The sequence below is a fragment of the Micromonospora sp. DT48 genome (assembly GCF_049844495.1).
Taxonomy (GTDB): domain Bacteria; phylum Actinomycetota; class Actinomycetes; order Mycobacteriales; family Micromonosporaceae; genus Micromonospora.
Genome location: NZ_JBNCLE010000010.1, coordinates 1 through 17,846 on the forward strand (window position 1 = coordinate 1; position 17,846 = coordinate 17,846).

Annotated in this window: 19 protein-coding genes and 1 tRNA gene; 17 read left to right on the plus strand and 3 right to left on the minus strand. The window is 71.3% G+C overall.

Features of this window, described 5'->3' with window-relative positions; genetic code table 11:
* Positions 1–196 precede the first annotated feature (196 nt).
* The 3 genes from ACLQ2S_RS13435 to ACLQ2S_RS13445 all read left to right on the plus strand — a co-directional run bounded on the left by ACLQ2S_RS13435 (position 197) and on the right by ACLQ2S_RS13445 (position 2,184).
* Positions 197–270: transfer RNA gene (locus ACLQ2S_RS13435), tRNA-Ala, on the plus strand.
* 123 nt (positions 271–393) lie between these two features.
* Positions 394–753, plus strand: coding sequence for a DUF6086 family protein (locus ACLQ2S_RS13440; protein WP_375335290.1), 360 nt, complete (start codon positions 394–396; stop codon positions 751–753).
* Between the two features lie 243 nt (positions 754–996).
* Positions 997–2,184: a Cmx/CmrA family chloramphenicol efflux MFS transporter gene (locus tag ACLQ2S_RS13445; protein WP_155215254.1), complete on the plus strand. Its 1,188-nt coding sequence runs from the start codon at positions 997–999 to the stop codon at positions 2,182–2,184.
* Here the strand turns inward: ACLQ2S_RS13445 and ACLQ2S_RS13450 are convergent.
* On the minus strand, positions 2,181–2,801 hold the full coding sequence (locus ACLQ2S_RS13450; RefSeq protein ID WP_309222742.1) for a response regulator transcription factor: 621 nt from the start codon (positions 2,799–2,801) through the stop codon (positions 2,181–2,183). The two genes, ACLQ2S_RS13445 and ACLQ2S_RS13450, sit on opposite strands and share 4 nt — an antisense overlap.
* 144 nt (positions 2,802–2,945) lie before the next feature.
* Between ACLQ2S_RS13450 and ACLQ2S_RS13455 the strand changes: the two genes are divergently transcribed.
* The 4 genes from ACLQ2S_RS13455 (at position 2,946) to ACLQ2S_RS13470 (ending at position 8,878) form a co-directional block, all read left to right on the plus strand.
* Positions 2,946–4,769, plus strand: coding sequence for an ABC transporter ATP-binding protein (locus ACLQ2S_RS13455; protein ID WP_309222741.1), 1,824 nt, complete (start codon positions 2,946–2,948; stop codon positions 4,767–4,769).
* Complete coding sequence (locus tag ACLQ2S_RS13460; RefSeq protein ID WP_155215252.1) at positions 4,756–6,561, plus strand: ABC transporter ATP-binding protein; 1,806 nt, start codon at positions 4,756–4,758, stop codon at positions 6,559–6,561. Before ACLQ2S_RS13455 ends, ACLQ2S_RS13460 begins: the two co-directional genes overlap by 14 nt.
* A 75-nt stretch (positions 6,562–6,636) precedes the next feature.
* Positions 6,637–7,773: an acyl-CoA dehydrogenase family protein gene (locus tag ACLQ2S_RS13465; RefSeq protein WP_155215251.1), complete on the plus strand. Its 1,137-nt coding sequence runs from the start codon at positions 6,637–6,639 to the stop codon at positions 7,771–7,773.
* A gap of 76 nt (positions 7,774–7,849) precedes the next feature.
* Positions 7,850–8,878, plus strand: a complete 1,029-nt coding sequence (locus ACLQ2S_RS13470; protein WP_155215250.1) for an acyl-CoA dehydrogenase family protein — start codon at positions 7,850–7,852, stop codon at positions 8,876–8,878.
* 112 nt (positions 8,879–8,990) lie between these two features.
* Here ACLQ2S_RS13470 and ACLQ2S_RS13475 read toward each other — a convergent pair whose 3' ends face one another.
* Positions 8,991–9,389 carry a VOC family protein gene (locus ACLQ2S_RS13475; RefSeq protein ID WP_155215249.1) on the minus strand — a complete coding sequence of 133 codons (399 nt, stop codon included), beginning with the start codon at positions 9,387–9,389 and terminating at the stop codon, positions 8,991–8,993.
* Positions 9,390–9,566: 177 nt separating this feature from the next.
* On the opposite strand from ACLQ2S_RS13475, the gene ACLQ2S_RS13480 reads away from it, so the two are divergent.
* From ACLQ2S_RS13480 to ACLQ2S_RS13495, 4 genes are read left to right on the plus strand one after another with little or no spacing between them, the layout of a single operon-like run.
* Positions 9,567–10,502, plus strand: coding sequence for an ABC transporter ATP-binding protein (locus ACLQ2S_RS13480; protein ID WP_155215248.1), 936 nt, complete (start codon positions 9,567–9,569; stop codon positions 10,500–10,502).
* Positions 10,503–11,279, plus strand: coding sequence for an ABC transporter permease (locus ACLQ2S_RS13485; RefSeq protein WP_155215247.1), 777 nt, complete (start codon positions 10,503–10,505; stop codon positions 11,277–11,279).
* Positions 11,279–12,064 (plus strand): ABC transporter permease, encoded by a 786-nt coding sequence (locus ACLQ2S_RS13490; protein WP_155215415.1) that lies wholly within the window; start codon positions 11,279–11,281, stop codon positions 12,062–12,064. Before ACLQ2S_RS13485 ends, ACLQ2S_RS13490 begins: the two co-directional genes overlap by 1 nt.
* A 44-nt stretch (positions 12,065–12,108) precedes the next feature.
* On the plus strand, positions 12,109–12,498 hold the full coding sequence (locus ACLQ2S_RS13495) for a VOC family protein (protein ID WP_155215246.1): 390 nt from the start codon (positions 12,109–12,111) through the stop codon (positions 12,496–12,498).
* A gap of 4 nt (positions 12,499–12,502) precedes the next feature.
* On the opposite strand, the gene ACLQ2S_RS13500 is transcribed toward ACLQ2S_RS13495, so the two are convergent.
* Positions 12,503–13,591 (minus strand): class I SAM-dependent methyltransferase, encoded by a 1,089-nt coding sequence (locus ACLQ2S_RS13500; RefSeq protein ID WP_155215245.1) that lies wholly within the window; start codon positions 13,589–13,591, stop codon positions 12,503–12,505.
* Between the two features lie 79 nt (positions 13,592–13,670).
* Between ACLQ2S_RS13500 and ACLQ2S_RS13505 the strand changes: the two genes are divergently transcribed.
* Genes ACLQ2S_RS13505 through ACLQ2S_RS13530 form a run of 6 tightly spaced genes read left to right on the plus strand, consistent with a single transcriptional unit; the run spans position 13,671 to position 17,823 of the window.
* Positions 13,671–14,651 carry a TauD/TfdA family dioxygenase gene (locus tag ACLQ2S_RS13505; protein ID WP_155215244.1) on the plus strand — a complete coding sequence of 327 codons (981 nt, stop codon included), beginning with the start codon at positions 13,671–13,673 and terminating at the stop codon, positions 14,649–14,651.
* 31 nt (positions 14,652–14,682) lie between these two features.
* Positions 14,683–15,078 (plus strand): MmcQ/YjbR family DNA-binding protein, encoded by a 396-nt coding sequence (locus ACLQ2S_RS13510; protein WP_309222740.1) that lies wholly within the window; start codon positions 14,683–14,685, stop codon positions 15,076–15,078.
* 12 nt (positions 15,079–15,090) lie between these two features.
* Entirely contained in the window at positions 15,091–15,849 is a 759-nt protein-coding gene (locus tag ACLQ2S_RS13515) for a thioesterase II family protein (protein ID WP_155215243.1), read from the plus strand.
* Positions 15,846–16,118, plus strand: coding sequence for an acyl carrier protein (locus ACLQ2S_RS13520; protein ID WP_196222465.1), 273 nt, complete (start codon positions 15,846–15,848; stop codon positions 16,116–16,118). The genes ACLQ2S_RS13515 and ACLQ2S_RS13520 overlap by 4 nt, the downstream gene beginning before the upstream one ends.
* Positions 16,118–17,221 (plus strand): LLM class flavin-dependent oxidoreductase, encoded by a 1,104-nt coding sequence (locus tag ACLQ2S_RS13525; RefSeq protein WP_155215241.1) that lies wholly within the window; start codon positions 16,118–16,120, stop codon positions 17,219–17,221. The genes ACLQ2S_RS13520 and ACLQ2S_RS13525 overlap by 1 nt, the downstream gene beginning before the upstream one ends.
* Positions 17,218–17,823 carry an NADPH-dependent FMN reductase gene (locus ACLQ2S_RS13530; RefSeq protein ID WP_155215240.1) on the plus strand — a complete coding sequence of 202 codons (606 nt, stop codon included), beginning with the start codon at positions 17,218–17,220 and terminating at the stop codon, positions 17,821–17,823. The genes ACLQ2S_RS13525 and ACLQ2S_RS13530 overlap by 4 nt, the downstream gene beginning before the upstream one ends.
* Positions 17,824–17,846 lie beyond the last annotated feature (23 nt).

The window sequence follows — 17,846 nt, forward strand, 5'->3', positions numbered from 1 at the left end:
CCCTCGGCGCGCGCCGCGCGCCGAGGCGTGGGGAGGCGTGGGAAGGCGCGGGGAGGCGACAACTTCGGGGAAACTGCGCGGATCTTGTGGAGCCGGGGTGGCGGGGTGGTTCGCGGCGGGAGCGCTCGACCTGTTAGCCTTGTCGCCGGCCCGCCCGGTGACAGCCGGGTGGGACCGACGCCGGTCGACCGGCGGAGGGGCTGTGGCGCAGACCGGTAGCGCACCTCGTTCGCATCGAGGGGGTCAGGGGTTCAAATCCCCTCAGCTCCACCCACACCATCAATGACCAGCGGAAACGCTGGCCATTGATCATTTGGCACAGATCCGGCACAACTCAACCCAAAAACGCGGCCTCGAGCGTGCTTCAGATGTTCGGCCTTGGGTCATGACGCGGTGAGTCAGTATTTCCAGGTCGGCGATCTTGTGTTGTGGAATCCGTCCAGCACAGTCGCGCAACTGTTCGCCCGCATGACCGCAGCGATGGTGCTGATCGCTGGGCGCCCGTCAGGCGTCGGACCCGGCATCCGACGGGACGAGTACACCATCGACCCGGACGTCTTCGCGGCGTTCGTGGACGCCCTGACCGCGCAAGCCCAACCGGGAAGCGATTCCGCACGCTCTACACGCCGACGGCGAGCCGCCGAATTTGAGAGTCCTGTCGGAAGACTCACTCCCGGACATCGGGTCGGCTGTGGCGGTCGGTCGGTTCAGGCTCTGTCGCCCCAGCGTCGCGCTGGGCTGTGGGATGGCTGAGGTCGGAAAATCAGGTTGCCTGAGGGGCGACGGGTTTGAGTAGTGTTTGCGTCATGTCGAGCCCTGAGGCATCCAAGGTGGGGGCTTTCGGTCACGCCGTCAGCCCCCTGAACCACTGAGTTCCTAGGTCGCTGCCCAGCAGTCTGCGCTGCTGGGGCATGCGCATGCGCGCGTACGCCTGTTGGGGCGCTGGCCGCGGTGACGAGACGCCTTCCCTTCCTCTCGCTCACCTCGGAGTTGTCGATGCCTCTTCCGCTCTACCTGCTTGCCGTGGCGGTCTTCGCCATGGGTACCTCGGAGTTCATGCTCGCCGGCCTGGTGCCGGACATCGCCGCGAGCCTCGACGTGTCGGTCGGGGCTGCTGGGCTTCTGACCTCGGCGTTCGCCGTCGGCATGGTTGTCGGCGCGCCGTTGATGGCGTTGCTGGCGCGTCGCTGGCCTGCCCGGGCCAGCCTGTTGACCTTCGTGCTGGTCTTCGCCGTGGCCCATGTCGCGGGCGCTCTCACGACGAGTTTCGCGGTGCTGCTGGTCAGCCGCGTGATCGCGGCACTGGCCAACGCGGGCTTCCTGGCGGTGGCCCTGACCACGGCCGCGACGCTCGTCGCGGCTGATCAGAAAGGGCGCGCCCTGGCGGTGTTGCTCTCGGGTACGACGGTGGCCACCATCGCCGGAGTACCCGGCGGCGCGCTGCTCGGCGCGATGCTCGGCTGGCGGGCGACCTTCTGGGCGATCGCACTGCTCTGTCTGCCCGCTGCCCTCGGCGTCGTGAAGGGCATCCCCGCCCGCGTCGGTGGGACCGATCTGGACGGTGTGCCCACCTCGTCACTGTGGGAGGAGGTCGCCCAACTCACCAGGCCGAGGCTGGCCCTGGTCATGCTGCTCGGTGCCCTGGTCAACGCCGCGACCTTCGCCACGTTCACCTTCCTGGCGCCGATTGTGACCGACACCGCCGGGCTGGGCGAACTGTGGGTGTCGGTCGCCCTGGTGCTCTTCGGGGTCGGTTCCTTCGTCGGTGTCACCGTCGCGGGGCGGTTCTCCGATCGGCGTCCCGGGATCGTGATCGCAGTCGGTGGCCCGGCGCTGTTGCTCGGCTGGGTCGCGATGGCGAGCCTGGCCGCTCGGCCGATGGCGCTTCTGCCGCTGGTGTTCGTGCAGGGTGCGCTGTCGTTCGCGCTGGGCAGCACCCTGATCGCCAGGGTGCTGTACGAGGCGGCCGGCGCACCCACCATGGGTGGTTCGTATGCGACTGCGGCGCTCAACATCGGTGCTGCCGGCGGGCCTGTCCTGGCCGCAGCGGCTCTCGGCGCCGATTCCGGCGACCTCGGCCCGGTGTGGGTCAGCTCCACTTTGGTCGCAGTCGCGCTGCTCATCGCCCTACCGCTGCTGCGACTCGTCGCGCGGAGCCCCGAGCGGGCGGTGCTGGCCGGCTAGGCGAACTGTGGCGGCTCGGCGGCGACATCACGTGCCGCCGAGCCAGCCCAGGTCACCGACGGGTGGAACCGGCCGAGCAGCGCGGCCCGGGTGAGTTCGGCCTTGTTGCTCACGCCGAGCTTGGCGCGGATGCGTTTGACGTACGTGTCGACGGTGTTCGGGCTGAGGCCGAGCCGGGTCGCGATCTGCCAGTGGGTCAGGCCGTGCGAGATCTGCGTCAGCACCTGACTCTCCCGTTCGGACAGTGCGCGGCCGGGCGGGGAGTCGTCGACGTGGTCCGTCCCACCGAGGGTGCGTACCGCGTCGACGATCTGGTCGGCCGGCGCGTGCCGGTCGACCACCCCGAGGGCACCGGCGCGTAGGTAGGCCGTGCGGTCGTCGGCCGGGCCGCCGTCGAGCACGAGTACGCGTAGCCGCCGGGCGGCGTCGGCGATCGCGCCGACGCCGTCGGAGACCGGAAGCCCGTCGAGGTCGACGATGGCGGCCTCGGCTGAACCGGCCGGTTCCTCGGCGGGTGAGCGACGTACGCCCACGACCTCGACTCCGGCGGCGGCGAGCGTGTGGACGAGACCGATGGTGTAGATGGGAGAGCGGACGAGCAGATCGGTTCGGATCACGTATCACCTGCCTCGATGCCTGCTCCGGCTTATCTGGGTACAGGTGTCGCAGGGGCGGCGGCAAGCCGTACGAGTCGTCGCGGTCGCCGTTCATACGCCCGGCGCTGCCTGACGGCGGGGGTGATCGGTGGCATCATCGCCATCGTGACCCTCCCCGCACAGCAGAACGTGGGCCGGCTGCGCCAGCGGCAGGAGTGGCAGTTCTTCGCCACGACGTTCCGGGCGCGGCCGGGGCTCGCCGGGCTGTGGTGGGCGATCGTGCTGCTGCGTGGCGCGCTCCCGGCGGGCTTCGCGGTGGTGATGGGGTGGCTGATCGGGGCGATCGACGACGGCGCGCCGCTCACCGCTCCGCTGGTCGTCACCGGCGTGATCTTCCTGGGCATGCAGGTGCTCGGCCCGATCCACATGGCGCTGAGCCGTAACCTCGGTGACCAGACCGCCGCCTGGCTCTACGACCGGCTGACCGACTACTGCCTTGAGCCGCCTGGCCTCGGGCACCTGGAGAGCCCGGAGTTGGCCGCCGACCAGGCGGCAGCCCGGGACTTCGATCTCGGCCAGAGCGCGCCGCCGCTGCGGCTGGCGATGGGGTTCATCGCCGACGGCATCGTCTCCTTCGTCAGCGGTGTCGCCTGTGCGTTGGTGCTCTTCGGCTACGCCTGGTGGGCGCCACCGATCCTGGCCGGTTGCTGGTTGGCCACGCACTGGCTGCTGCGGGAGAGTGGGGTCTGGCGGGACCGCAACACCGACGTGGTGCGGCGAGCGCAGCAGGAGGCGGAATACCACTACCGGTTGGCCGTTGATCCCGCCCCGGCCAAGGAGATCCGCCTCTTCGGGCTGGCCGACTGGGTGCTGAATCGGTTCGTACTGCGTCGTCGCAGATTGCACGAACTTCAGTTCGAGGCCACCCGGCTGCGCGAGCGGTCGGTGTTGGCGAGCCTGGCCGTCGTGTTGGCAGGCAACCTGATCGTGTTCGGCGCGATCGGCCGGGACCTGGTCGGGGGCGGGCTCGCGCTCGGCGCGGCGGTGACGTTCGCCCAGGCGGCGATCGGGGCGGTCGCGATCGCGTTCGGTGGGCTCAACTGGTCGCTCGACTCGGCTGCCGCCCCGGTCGCCGCCGTGCTGCGGCTACACGCGCCGATGATGGCCGCCGGTGCGCTACCGGGCCCGCCTGGTTCGCTGACCCCGCAGCCCGTTTCGGGCAGCGGAGAGTTGCGGCTGCGCGGCGTGACCTTCAGCTATCCGGGCACCGACACGCCGGTGCTGCGCTCGCTGGACCTGACGGTGCCGGCCGGCTCGTCGGTGGCGATCGTCGGCCGTAACGGCGCCGGCAAGACGACACTGGCGAAGCTGATCTGCCGCCTCTACGACCCTGACGAGGGCAGCATCGAGTACGACGGCGTCGACATCCGACAGTTCGACGTCAGGCAGTGGCGCGAGCACATCTCGGCGGTGTTCCAGGACTACATCCGGTTCGAGTGGCCGCTCCGCGACAACGTCGCGCCGACCGGTGCGCCGGACAGTGCCGTGTCGGCGGCGTTGGCCGCAGCCGGGGCACATGGCCTGGCCGACCTCGACACCGTGTTGGCCAAGGGCTATCCGGGTGGCATCGACCTCTCCGGTGGCCAGTGGCAGCGCGTCGCGTTGGCCCGTACGTTGGTCGCGGTCCGTGGTGGTGCCGGGGTGGTGCTGCTCGACGAGCCGACCGCGCAGCTCGACGCCCGCGGCGAGTTGGAGATCTTCTCGCGGGTGCTGGCCGAGACCCGGGGCTGTACCACCGTGCTGATCTCCCATCGGTTCTCCACCGTCCGGATGGCCGACCTGATCTGCGTGGTCGAGGACGGCGCGGTGGTCGAGGCGGGCAGCCACGACGAGTTGATGCGGGCGAACGGGCGGTACCGCACCATGTTCGACCTACAGGCCCAGCGTTTCGACGACCCGCAGGAGGCCGGTGACGATGTCCTCGCCTGAGCGGGAGGTCCCACTGCCGCCGCCGTTGCGGTCGATGTGGCGGGTGTGCCGGTTCGGTCTACGCCACGAGCCCCGGTTGATGCTCGCCGCGCTGGGGATCGCGCTGCTGGCGGCGGTACCGGATGCGCTGTTCGCGCTCTGGCTGAAGCTGCTCAGCGACGGTGTGCAGACGGGTGACCGGCGATGGATCTACGCGGCGCTGATCGGTCTGGGTGCGTCCGCGGCGCTGACCTGGTTCCTGTCGGTGATCTCGGCTCGGGTACAGCGCCGGTTCCGCGATCGGGTGACGATCGAGCTGGAGTCGCACGTCGCCCGGCTACAGGCCCGGGTGTCCACCATCGCCCACCACGAACGGCCGGACTACCTCGACCGGCTGGCCGTGCTGCGGGACCAGGTCTTCGTGCTCGACCACATGTACCTGTCGGTGTTCACCACGCTGGGCTGGATCCTGCGGCTGGTCATCACCCTCGCGCTGCTCGCCTCGATCAGCCCGGTGTTGATCCTGCTGGCGGTGTTCGCCGTTCCGACCCTGGCCATGGCCGGCTGGCGTCCGGCTGTCGAGCAGGCCGCCCACGAGCAGGCCGCCGCCGCCGGGCGGCTGGCCCGGCACCTCTACGTCACCGCGACCACCGCCGGGCCGGCCAAGGAGGTACGGGTCAGCGGCGTCGGCCCACGGCTGAGCCGGGAGCGCCGCGCGGCCTGGGACAGGTGGTACGCGATTGTCGCCCGCCCCCGGAACAGGTCGGCGGTGTGGCACTCGTTCGCCTGGATCGTGTTCGGGCTGGGCTACGTGGGCGCCATCGCCTACGTCGCGGAGGTGCTGCGGGCACCGGCGGGCGATGTGCTGTTGGTGCTGGCTGCCGGTGCCCGGCTGTCCGCGTACGTCAGCGCGACGGTGGGGGAGATCGGCTTCCTGCGCGGCATGTGGATCGACGGTGCCCGTCGGCTCAGCTGGCTGGAGGACTACGTGGCGTCCTTCGACCGGGATGCCGAGGCTCCCGCTCCCGATCGCCTCGTCGACGGGATCCGACTGGAGAACGTCTCGTTCGCCTACCCCAACAGCGACCGGCTGGCGCTCGAAGACGTGACGTTGACGCTGCCGGCCGGGTCCGTGGTGGCGTTGGTCGGCGAGAACGGTGCCGGCAAGAGCACCCTGATCAAGCTGTTGTCGAAGTTCTACTCGCCGACCAGCGGCCGCATCCTGGTCGACGGCCGTGACCTCGACACCATCTCGGCGGAGTCCTGGCGTACCCGGCTGGCCGGTGCGTACCAGGACTTCTACCGTTTCGAGCTGCGCGCCGGGCAGGCGATCGGCGTGGGTGACCTGCCCCGGGTCGAGCAGGAGCCCGCGATCGTCGGCGCGGTGGCGCGGGCCGGTGCCGACGAGGTGGTCGCCGCGCTGCCCCGGGGCCTGGACACCCAGTTGGGTAAGGAATGGCCGGACGGCGTCGAAGTCTCCTTCGGACAGTGGCAGAAGGTCGCGCTGGCGCGTGGGTTCATGCGGGACCAACCGTTGCTGCTGGTGCTCGACGAGCCGACTGCGGCGCTGGACGCGGAGACCGAGCACGCCCTGTTCGAACGGTACGCGGCCGGCGCGCGCAGCGACACCGGAACCGGACGGGTCACCGTCCTCGTCTCGCACCGGTTCTCCACCGCCCGGATGGCCGACGTGATCGTGGTGCTCAACGGGGCCCGGGTGGCGGAGGTGGGCAGCCACGAGGAGTTGATGGCCGCTGGCGGCCGGTACGCCGAGCTGTACGCGATCCAGGCGGCCGGCTACCGCAGCGGCTGACCCCGACGAGGTGGCCGGAACCGTTCGTACGCACGGATTCCCGCACACGCACAGTGTCGCCTAGCATCGGCCGCCATGCGGCTGCACGATGACGAGCAGGAGGCGGAGTTCCGGAAGAACCTGCTGGTCTGGCTGCGTGAACACCTGCCGCCCGCGCCGGAGGTGGGCACCCGCCGATGGACCCCGGAGCAACTACGCGCGTGGAACCGGACGCTCTGGGCAGGCGGGTACGCCGGGCTGGCCTGGCCGGTCGCGTACGGCGGTCGTGGCGCACCACCGGCCATCCAGGAGATCTTCGTCGCGGAGTCGGCCCGAGCCGGTGCACCCGACCACGCCAATCTCGTCGGACTCAACATGGTGGGGCCGACGGTGATCCGCCACGGCACGGCCGCCCAGCGCGACACCTACCTGCCGGGGATCCTCCGTGGCGACACCCTGTTCTGCCAGGGCTTCTCGGAACCGGAGGCCGGCTCGGACCTCGCCGCCATCCGCACCCGGGCGATCCCGGCTCCGGACGGCGGCTACCGCATCACCGGGGAGAAGGTCTGGTCCTCGTACGCCGACAGCGCCGATGCCTGCATGTTGCTGGCCCGTACCAGCGGGTCGGCGGGTCGACACGACGGCCTGACCTGTTTCCTCGTCGACATGTCGACGCCGGGCGTGACGGTCCAGCCGTTGCGTCGGATCTCCGGTGACGCCGCCTTCAGCCGGATCACCCTCACCGACGTGGCGGTGCCCGAGTCGGCGGCGGTCGGCCCGGTGGACGGCGGCTGGCGGGTGGCCATGACCACCCTCGCCCACGAGCGCGGCACCCTCGCCGTGACCCTCGTCGCCCGGCTGGCCGTGCAGTTCGACCGGCTGCGGCGGACCGTGGTGGCGGCCGGTGTCGACCGGGACCGTTCGGTCCGCGAGCAGGTGGCGGCCCTGTACGTGGAGGTGGAGGCGCTGCGGTGCACCGCGCACCGGGCGGTGGCCTCCGCGCAGGGCGGCGATCCGGCTCCCGAGGCGACGGTGCTGAAACTCCGTTGGTCCGAGGTGGACCAGCGGGTGTGCGCCCTCGGCTTCGAGGTGGCCGCACCACGGTCGCCCTGGCGGGCCCACTGGGAGCGGGAACTGCTGTGCAGCCGGACGTCGACGATCGAGGGAGGCACCTCCGAGATCCTGCGCGGCATCGTGGCCGAGCGGGTGCTCGGCCTGCCCCGGTCGCGGTAGGGCCTGGTGGAAGTCCCTGGCCGGCTTCGACACAGGAGCTAAGCCCGACAGGCAACGAGGAGCCGGAGGTGGACTGGTGGATCTGACTCTCACCCGCGATCAGCTCGACCTGCGGGAGGCGGCGCGCCGGTTCCTACGTGCGGCCTGTTCGCCCGCGACCGTCGCCGTACTGGCCGACAACGGCGGGTGGGCCAGCGGCACCTGGCCCGAGTTGATCCGGCAGGGGTGGGTGGATCCCGAGCTGTCGGCGGTGGAGCTGACCCTGCTGGCCGGGGAACTCGGGTACGCGCTGCTGCCGGTGCCCTGGTGGACGACGGTCGGGCTGGCGCTGCCGGCGTATCACGCGGCGGGTGAGTCACCGCCCGGACCGGCGACCATGGTGGACGGTCAGGGCGGCGGTGCGACGGTGCCGGCCGCGAGCCGGGACTCCGGTGGCTGGCGGATCGACGGCGTGGCGTCGGCTGTCGACGCCGCCCCGGCGACCGAGTTCGTCGTCGTCGCCGTCGCCGACGGCGAGGTGGCGCTGTTCGCCGTGCCGGCTGGCCCGACCGGCCCGGTCTGTGCCCCGGCCGAGGGCATCGATCCGTTGCGGGTGGTCAGCGATCTCACCTTCGACGGTACGCGGGCGCGGCTGCTGGCCGGTCCGCCCGACGCCGCCGGTTTGCTGGCGCGGATCCGGGATCGGGCGGCCGTGCTGCTCGCCGCCGAGGCGGTCGGGGTGGCTGAGCGGGCGCTGGAGTTCGCCGTGGAGCACGCCAAGGTCCGTACCCAGTTCGGTCGGCCGATCGGCTCCTACCAGGCGGTGAGTCACCGGTTGGCGGAGTGCTACGCCGATGTCGAACTGGCGCGGTCACTGGTCTGGCGGGCCGCTGCGGCCCACGACGGACCGGCGGGGGGACCGGCGGACGCCACCGCCAGCGCGGTCGTGGCCGCCCGCCGGGCAGCGGTGCTGACCTGCGAGGCGGCCGTTGGGGTGTTCGGTGCGATGGGAGTCACCTGGGAGTTCCCGGTGCACTGGTGGTATCGCCGGGCCCTGTCGACCGGCGGGTCGAAGGAGTCGCTGGCCGCGATCGCCGATGTCGTGTTCGCGGGTGAGGCGCGCTGAGCGACAGCGGGGGAGCGTCGGGACCTCGGCGCTCAAGCGGTACGGGCCGACCGGTGGGCGAGGTTCTTCGAACACCTCGTCACCGGCGGCCCGGTCCGTTGGTTCTCCTACGTCAGGAGAGAGCTTTCATGAACGACCAGAGGTGGCCCTCCGGGTCCCGCGCGCTGTACTCGCGGTAGCCGTACTCCTGGTCGACCGGCTCGTGTTCGATCGCGGCACCCTTCTCGCGGGCGTGCCGGAAGTGGGCGTCGACGTCGTCGACGAGGATGGCCATGCTCGCGGTGGCCGCGCCGACGGAGCTGGGCGGGGCGAGCTTCATGTCCTCCTGCACCGGGTGCAGCCAGATGACACCGTCGCCGGCGGTCACCTCACCGTGATCGACGCGGCCCTGGTCGTCCCGGATCACCACACCGGCCTCCAGTCCGAAGACCTCGACCAGGTAGTCATGGGCGGCCGCGATGTCGTCGTACATCATCAACATGATCCGGCCGCGTACGATCGTGTCCGGCATGGTCGGTCCTTCCCAGTCGGGGCAGTAGCAGGCCGTCACCGTACGGCCGGCCACCGGGAAGGCCGCAAGCGTCGCTGCCGAACGCGGGCCGACGCCGCCGGGCCGTTCGACTGCCTCGGCTGCGCAGTCGAACGTTCACCTTGACCGCCGGTACCGGTCCCGGTTGAGCATGGACGCATGAGCATCGAGTCATCTCTGGTCAGATCCCGTGGACTCGTGAAACGTTACGGCGACCGGGTTGCCGTGGCCGGTATCGATCTCGATGTCGCCCGCGGCGAGGCCGTGGGCATCCTCGGGCCCAACGGTGCCGGCAAGTCGTCCACCATGCGGATGATCGGCTGCGTCACCGACATCACCGATGGCGAGTTGACCGTCCTCGGGCTCGATCCACGTCGTGACGGACCGGCCATCCGGGAACGCCTGGGGGTTTGTCCCCAGGAGGACAGCCTCGACATGGACCTGTCGGTTCGGGACAACCTGGTCACCTACGCGCGCTACTTCGGCTACTCGCGCTCGGAGGCACGCCAGCGGGCGGACGCGCAGCTCGAATTCATGCAGCTCGCCGACCGGGCCGACAGCCGGATGGACCAGCTCTCCGGCGGCATGCGCCGCCGACTGGCGATCGCGCGTGCGTTGGTCAACGACCCCGAGCTGCTGATGCTGGACGAGCCGACCAGCGGTCTGGACCCGCAGGCCCGGCACCTGCTGTGGGAACGGCTGTTCCGGCTGAAGCGACGCGGCGTGACGCTGCTGCTGACGACCCACTACCTCGACGAGGCCGAGCAGCTGTGCGACCGGGTGATCGTCATCGACGAGGGCCGGATCGTGGCCGAGGGGGCACCGGCGGCGTTGGTGACGGAGCACGCCCCACGGGAGGTGGTCGAGCTTCGTTTCGGCAGCGACGACCTCGACGCCCACGCCGACAAGCTGACCGACGTCGGCCAGCGGGTCGAGGTGCTGCCCGACCGCATCCTGCTCTACGTCGACGACGGTGACGCCACCGTGCCGGCCGTCTACGCCCGTGGTGTCGCCCCGACCGGGGTGTTGGTCCGGCGGGCCAGCCTTGAGGACGTCTTCCTCAAACTGACCGGTCGCACCCTGGTGGAGGCGTAGATGGCGACCAGCGCCCTGACCCGTGGCCGGGCGGTCTTCGAGTACCACGTGGCGTGCTACCGGCAGACCTGGCGCGGCACGTTGGCCAGCTCGTTCCTCACCCCGGTGCTCTTCCTGCTGGGTCTCGGCGTGGTCCTCGGCGAGTACGTCGACCGTACTCCGGTGCTCGGAGTGCCGTACGCCGAGTTCGTCGCGCCCGGTCTGCTGGCCCACACGGCGATGCAGGTGGCCATGATGGACTCGGCCACCCCGGTGATGAACAACTTCCGGTGGCAGCGGATGTACCACGTCATCGCGGCGGCCCCGCCCGGACCGTCCGACCTGGTGGTGGGTCATCTGGCGTACGCCGCGCTGCGGGTGCTCGTGGCGACGGTGTCCTTCCTCGTGGTGATGGTCGTGTTCGGCACGGTCTCGTCGTGGGGCGCGTTGCTGGCCCCGCTGGTCGGCCTCCTGGTCGGTCTGGCGACGGCGGCCCCGATGTGCGCGTTCTCCGCCACCGCCGAGGACCCCGGGGTGATGGCCATGGTCAACCGGTTCGTGTTGCTGCCCATGATGCTGTTCGCGGGGATCTTCTTCCCGGTCTCCGAGATACCCGGGGTGTTGCAGCCGTTGATCTTCGCAACGCCGTTGTGGCACGGAGTCGAGCTGGCACGGGCCGCGACCGCGGCCACCGAGACCGCCTGGCCGGTGCCGGCGCACGTGGGCTACCTGCTGATCTGGGCGGTCGGCGGCCTGCTGCTGGCCCGGCGTCAGTTCGCCGAACGTCTGGGGGCGTGATGCTGTCGACCGCGATCCTGGCTCGATCCGCCGCGGTGACCGGACGCAACGTCCGGGTGCTGCACACCAAGAAGGGCTACTGGCTCCTGGTCGCCTCGGCGTTCGTCGAGCCGCTGCTCTACTTCGTCGCACTCGGGTGGGGTGTCGGCTCCCTCGTGTCGACCGTGCCGCTCGGTGACCGTTCGGTCTCCTACCTGACGTTCATCGCCCCGGCGATGCTCGCCGCCTCGGCGATGAACGGCGCCGTCGCCGAGGCCACCACGAACTTCTTCACCAAGGCCAAGTACGCCCGGCTCTACGAGGCGGCACTCAACACCCCGCTGCGGCCGGTGGAGGTCGCCTGGGGGGAGCTGGGCTGGGCGACCATCCGGGGCACCCTCTACAGCACGGCGTTCCTGGTGGTGATGACCGCCCTCGGGGTGACCACACCGCTGCGGGCCCTGGTGGCGCTGCCGGCCGCGGTGCTGGTGGGAGTGACCTTCGGCGCGGTCGGGCTCGCCCTGGCCACCTACATGAAGAGTTGGCAGCACTTCGACTACGTGACGCTGGCCCAGATCGCGCTGTTGCTCTTCTCCGGCGCGTACGTGCCGGTGAGCACCTACCCGGCGGTGCTGGAGGCCCTGGTGGCCTGCACCCCGCTCTATCACGGCATCGAACTTCTGCGTGGCGTCACCGTCGGCACGCCGGGGTGGAACACCGTAATCAGCATCGGCTACCTGCTCGTGCTCGCGCTGGTGGCGGTCGGCGTGGCCGGTCGCCGGACGGCGCGGTTGCTCCGCCGCTGAGTCGCGGCGAAACCAACGGCGCGGCGAAACCAAAGGAGAAGAGAATGTCCTCGACAGTCATCCACGTCCTGGCCTACCACGACGCGCCGAAGGCGATCGACTGGCTGGTGGAGGCGTTCGGATTCGAACGCCGCCTGGTGATCGACGCGGGGCCGAGGAAGGTGGCGCACGCCGAACTGACCTACGGCCCCGGCATGCTGATGATCGACTCTGTCGGTGACGACGCGGCACCCCTGGACGCCGACCAGAACCGGCCGGGCGGCGTCTACGTGATCGTCGACGACGTCGACGCGCACGCGGCGCGGGCCGTCGCCGCCGGTGCCCGCATCGTCGACGAGCCGACCGACCAGCCGCACGGCGGTCGGGCCTACTCGTGCGCCGACATCGAGGGATACGTGTGGGGGTTCGGCTCCTACGACCCGTGGAAGGTCTGACGGCTCAGGCCATCAACCGGTAGAGGCGGTGGAAGCGGTCCGGGACCGGCACGACCACGGTGGCGGCGTAGCCGGCCCGGGCGGCCATCGCGCGTACGTCGTCCGGGCGCAGCACCGTGCCGTGACCACCGCCCTCGACCGACCGCGCCGCCGGCAGGCAGTGCAGCACACTCGTCGCGTACTGGAACTGCTCCACGTCGTCGCCGGGCGCGGTGAAGGCCGGTGCCACCTTCGCGTCCATCACCAGCATCGTGCCGTCGGCGGCACACAACTCACGACAGGCGGCCAGCACGCCGACCGGGTCGGTCAACTCGTGCAGCGCGTCGAAGAGGCAGACCAGGTCGTACCCCTTCGTGCCGTGCTGGGCTGCGGCGTCCCCGACGGTGAAGCCGACCCGGTCGGCCAGCCCCGCTCGGGCGGCGTTTCCGGTGGCCAGGGCGATCGCGCTGGCGCTGATGTCGATCCCCGTCACGCTCAGCCCCGGATAGGCGCGGGCGAGGGCGATGCTCGACCAGCCGACCCCGCAGGCCACGTCCGCCACCCGCCGGCCCGGCTCGCAGAGCCGCGCGTGCAGGTCGGGCAGGTAGGTCTCGATCCAGCCGGCGAGCTGATGCCGGTAGAGCGCGCGGTTGGCGCCGGAGTGGCCGTGCAGCCAGTCGTCGCCGAAGACCTCGTCGGCGACCCGGCCACCGGTGCGGTAGGCGTCCAGCAGGTGCGGGAGCGCCATGGCGATACCGCCGACGGGGAGCACGGCCAGCGCCGCCATGGACGCCGGATCGTCGGATTCGGTCAGCACCGTGGCGTGGGTGGCCGGTAGCGCGTAGCGCCGCCGGTCGGGGTCGGCGTCACCGGGAGCCGTGACGGCGACCAGGATGCCCGCCGTGGCCTGCTGCTCCAGCCATTCCCGGGCGTAGCGGGGGTCGACCTCGGCGGCCTCGGCCAGCTCTGCCGGAGTGCGGGGATCACCGTCGCGCAGGGCGTCGTAGAGCCCCAGCCGGACACCGAGGTAGACGGTGAACATCTCCTGGGTGGCGAGCATCGTGCGGAACAGTCGTAGCGAGAACGCCAGGGTGCGGGGATCGGGTTGCGTCATCACGGCCTCACGGATTCCCGGACTAGGGTGTCCACCGTGCACCAGCGCCGTCGATACGACCAGGGTAGCGAGGTGGACGATGACCAACCGACCCGTCACCGTCGATGTCCCGCCGGGCGCGGGCGACGTGGAGTGGGTACGGCACCGACGCGGTGAACTGCGGACGCTGCTGCACACCACCGGGGCGGTGTTGCTGCGCGGACTGTCGGTGCGGGACGCCGCCGACGTGGCCGGGATCCGGGCGGCGCTGGTCGACGTCGCCGTGGGATCGCACGAGCCGTTCGCGCCCCGCCCCGCCCACGGACACGACGTGCACGGCGACTTCCAGTGGCCCGCCGACCGGGAACTGTGCCCGCAGCACGAGCAGAGCTACCGGCTCAGGATCCCCCGGGTGGCGCTGGTGGCCTGCCGTCGTCCGGCCGACTCCGGCGGGCAGGTCGTGCTCGCCGACGCCCGCCGGGTGCTCGACCGGGTCCCGGCCGAGGTCCGGGACCGCCTGCGTACGCAGGGCTGGCTGTTGGCGCGTACGTTCCGGGAACGGATCGGGGTCGGCTGGCGGGAGGCGTTCGGCGTCGACACCCGGGCGGACCTGGCCGAGGCGCTGCGCCGCGAACTCGTCGACCATCGCTGGCTCGACGGGACGACCCTGCGGACCGTACGGCGACGGGCCGCCGTGGTACATCACCCGGAGACCGGAGAGCCGTGCTGGTTCAACCACGCGGGGTTCCTCAACGAGTGGGGACTCGACCCGGTCGAGCGGCAGGTGATGCGCCAGGCGTTTGGGGACGACCTGGCGTTCAACACGCAGGCCGGTGACGGGTCGCCACTGACCGCCACCGAGGTCACCGGCATCGAGGCCGCCTACGCCGAGGTCGCCGTCGAGGTGTCGCTGGCCGCCGGTGACGTGCTCGTGCTCGACAACATCCTGACCGCGCATGGTCGGCGTGCCTACCGAGGTCGGCGGGACGTGCTGTGTGCCTGGGGCGAACCGCTGGACGTCGCCGATTGCCGACCGACGACAGTGGTGTCATCACCGGTGATCTGCTTCGATACCGAGTGACCAGGGCGGCGAGACGACTTGAGGTGCCGACGTGACCCTCCCCGTGCCCAATCCCTCCCAGAACCTGCGGCGGTTCGCCGAGATCGCGGCCGAGCTGCCGGAGTCCGAGTGCGTGGTCGTCGAGGGCTGGGGCGGCGAGCCCACCTTCCGGGTACGCGGCAAGGTCTTCGTCTTCGTGTCACCGCCGGGCACCACGATCTGTGTGAAGCTGCCCCGCGACGAGGCGGAGGCGGTGGTCGCGAGCGACGAGTCCGTGGTGCCGATGCGCTACGGCCTCGGTCGGCACGGCTGGGTCCAGGTCAGCGTCCGCGCCGACGAGGACGACGAGAAGCGCTGGCAGGAGATGTCCGAGTGGATCCGGATCTCCTACACCCTGGTCGCACCGAAGAGCCTGGCCCGGCGCGTCGACGGCCCGCAGTCCAGGTGACGGGGGGTCGGCATGTCGGTCGTCCAGTTCACCGCCGAGTCGCCCTACCTGCGTCGGGCCCGGCGGGCCGCACCCACCCACCGGCTGTTCTGCCTGCCGTACGCCGGTGCCGGTGCCTCCGCCTACCGGGACTGGCCGGCCGCCCTGCCCGACCACGTCGAGGTCGTGGCGCTCCAACTGCCGGGACGTGAGGACCGGCTCCGGGATCGGCCGTTCACCCGGATCGAGCCGCTGGCCCGGGCGGTCGCCCAGGTCGTGCGACCCTACCTCGACCTGCCGGCGGTGTTCTTCGGGCACAGCAGCGGCGGGTTGCTCGCGTACGAGGTGATGCGGGTGCTGGCCGGTCGGGTCGCGGCCGACGGGCCTGATCTGCGGCTGGTCGTGTCGGGCTGTCCACACCCGCGACGTCGCTCCCTCGGCCGTCCGGTGGCGGATCTGCCCGAGGACGAGCTGGTGGCGGAGATCGCCGCGCTCAACGGCACCGCCATGGAGGTCATCGACAACCCGCAACTGCTCAGTCTGGTGGTGCCCGCGTTGCGGGCCGACGCGGCGATGACGGAGTCGTACCGGTTCCGAGCCGGGGCGCTGCTGCCGTGGCCGGTCACCGTGTTCGGTGGCGAGTCGGATCCGCACGTCGACCCGGCCGACCTCGCCGGTTGGGCGGACTACACGAGCGCGCCGTCGCAGGTGCGGTTTTTCCCCGGAGGCCATTTCTTCCTGACCGAATCCGCCGCGGCGGTGTACGCCGCTATCGCATCGGAGTTGACGTGAGCGAATCGTCGTCCCAGCCGGAAGCGGTGACCGTCGACCAGGTCGCCGCCGAGATCGTGTCCCCCGTGTTGGGCGTGCCGAGCGTCGCGCCCGACGAGGACTTCTTCGACCACGACGCCACCAGCCTGCACCTGGTGCGGATGGCTGCCGACGCGTACCAGCGCTACGGCGTGGAACTGCCGCTGCCCGAGCTGTTCGACGAGCCGACCGCCCGCGGCCTGTGCCGGCTGATCCGGGAAGAGCTCGGAGCGGCTGCCGGGACGCCGTGATGAGTCTCGCGCTGTACTGGTTCATCCCGGCCCACGGCGATGGTCGTGACGTGGCCAAGTCGGCCTCCGGTGAGCCGCTGGCCCGCCCGCCGCGACGCGACCCGGACCTGGCCTACCTGACCCAGGTGGCGCTGGCCGCCGACGGGTTGGGCTTCACCGGGGCGCTGGTGCCGTTCGGCATGTTCTGCGAGGACCCCTGGCTGGTCAGCGCCGCGTTGGCCACGCAGACGACCCGGTTGCGGTTCATGCTGGCGCTGCGCACCGGGCTGATCGCGCCGCCGCTGGTCGCGCAGATGGCCGCCACCCTGCAACGGATCAGCGGCGGGCGGCTGCTGTTCAACGTGGTGACCGGCGGGGACCACGACGAGCAGCGCCGCTACGGTGACGCGTTGCCGCACGACGAGCGCTACGCGCGTACGGCCGAGCTGCTCCAGGTCCTCGACCAGGCGTGGGCCGGGCGTGAGTTCGACTTCCGGGGCGAGCACTACCAGGTCGAGCGTGGCCGGTTGACGCGTCCGTACCCGCTGCGTACCCCCATCTTCGTGGGCGGTTCGTCGCCGGCCGCGCAGGCGGTGGCCGCCCGCCACGCCGACGTCTACCTGGCCTGGGGGGAGTCACCCACCGGCCTGGCCGAGCTGATCGGCGCGGCCCGGCGGCTCGCCGAGGAGCACGGCCGGACGCTGGCCTTCGGCACCCGCTACCACGTCATCGCCCGGGACACCGCCGACGAGGCATGGCAGGTCGCACAGGAGTTGCTCGACGGCATGGAGCCGAGCCGGATCGCCGAGGCGCAGGCCCGGTTCCGGCGCTCCGAGTCGGTGGGGCAGCGCCGGATGACCGCGTTGGCGCAGAGCGCGGTGGGGCTGACCTCGCACCCCAACATCTGGGCGGGTTACGGCCTGGTCCGGCCGGGGGCGGGAGCGGCGCTGGTCGGCAGCCACGACGAGGTGGCCGACCGCATCGCCGAGCTGCACGCGTTGGGCGTCGACCATCTGATCCTGTCCGGTCAGCCGCACCTCGAAGAGGTCTACCGGTTCGGCGAGGGAGTCCTGCCCCGTCTGCGGGCGCGTGGCCTGGTGACCGAGATGGAGCCGGCGCGATGACGGCGGTCCGCGCCACGGTGAGCCCGGCGGCGTCCACCGTGGTGGCGTCCCCGCCCCGGGTGGGGGTGGTGGTGGGCAGCGCCCGGCCCGGGTCCCGGACCCGTGGCATCGCGCTGGCGTTCGCCGCCGCGATCCGTGCCGGGCTGGAGCCGTCGAACGGCGACCCAATGGCCCAGTGCGACGTGATCGACCTGTCCGACCTGCTGCCCGCGCTCGGCCTCCACGTGCCCGGGGTCGATCCGGTCGCCGCCGACCCGGTCACCCGGGCGCTCGCCCGTACCCAGGCCGCGCAGCTGCTGGTCGTCGCCAGTCCCACGCTCAAGGGCAGCTACTCCGGTGTCCTCAAGCACTTCCTCGACCTGCTGCCGAGGGCCGGGCTGACCGGCACGGTAGCGGTCGGGATGATGACGGCCGCCAGCGCCGAGCACCGTTTCGCCGTCGACCTGCACCTGCGGGCCCTGCTCGTCGAACTGGGGGCGCGGGTGCCGACCCGGGGTCTGTCCGTGCTGGAGCGTGACTTCGAGCGGTTCGACAGCCACCTGGACCGATGGCTGTCGGAGAACCTGCCGACGTTGTCCGCCCTGCTCGCCGGGGCCCGTTGACGGGGGCGGTGAGCCCCGGCGCG